Origin of the sequence: Shimia sp. (genome assembly GCF_049116215.1) — a bacterium.
GTDB lineage: Bacteria > Pseudomonadota > Alphaproteobacteria > Rhodobacterales > Rhodobacteraceae > Shimia.
Genome location: NZ_JAGDZB010000015.1, coordinates 1 through 1,028, shown reverse-complemented (window position 1 = coordinate 1,028; position 1,028 = coordinate 1). Strand labels below are relative to the sequence as shown.

The 1,028-nt window shown below is 52.5% G+C and carries 1 pseudogene; it reads right to left on the bottom strand.

What is annotated here, in order from left to right:
- Positions 1-427: 427 nt before the first annotated feature.
- Positions 428-1,028: pseudogene (locus tag JXR15_RS21075) on the bottom strand (hypothetical protein); the annotation flags it as partial.

Sequence of the window (1,028 nt, the reverse complement as noted above, 5' to 3'; positions counted from 1 at the left end):
AAGTGCCCCAGTTTTTGAGTTGGTTCGGGAAAGCCGATGCGTTTCATCGAGACGCAAGGCTTCCTCTCACCCCAGCCAACTTCATCGAACATCAATGAACGAAGTCCCCACTCGGTCCCACCGGTCGGTTCTGCCTCCAGAAATGCCCCTGTTTATGCCCCAGTTGATTTGGGAGTTCTGAGGCAGGGAGACTGGACCCAGTGTGGTGGACAGAGGTGTCAGATTGGAGTCCATTTAAGCCTTCCAGGCTGGGCCCCTTAAGCTTCCTCCTCCTTACGGGGCCTATTAATGAGGATGGGGGATAAATCCCTCCCCTAGAGGGGGGAGGTGTTAATGATAGGTAGTTGTTATAAATAAATAATCCACAACTAACCTAACCCTCAACACTCCCACTAGAGATAGATATCCCCCTCTGTCACTAGGAGCCCTAAGGATGTTCGGTAGAGATCTCAGGTAACAGACCAACCTTTAGCCGGAACTCCTCCCTCATGACTTCCCTAGCTTCTGTTTCGTAGTTCGCATTCACCAAGATAGCGTCATGGATGGGTAAAGCAGTGATCCCTTTGGCCTTCAGGGATAGCAGAACATCAACAAGGATGTTGGACTCCAGGCGCATGATCTTCATGCCTATTCCAGCATTGAAGTAAGGATATACCTCAGGGTGGCGCTGGCCAACAGCCTTCAGGACGGCCCCAACAGTGATCCCCTTAGGGAAGGACTTCCTGGCTCCCTGTGGCATCCTCTTGAGGGGCTTCTTGCTGTTGATTGCTGCTTGGATGACCTTCTTGATCCCTGACCGGCTGGACGTAGGTATACCGTACGCAGAGAGGTCATATAGGTCTCCCTCTGGTGGGGTGGCCTCTGCCAAGCCATACAACAGCATCAGCCCCATCTGCCCATAGTCCAGCTCAACAACACTGTCGTCATCAATGATGATGCTGCTCAGCCGATCAACCGACCCCAACTTCTGCCAGAAGCCACCATACAACCGGCCTCCCTGTTGGAAGTCGCCATTGTTAAAGATCCGC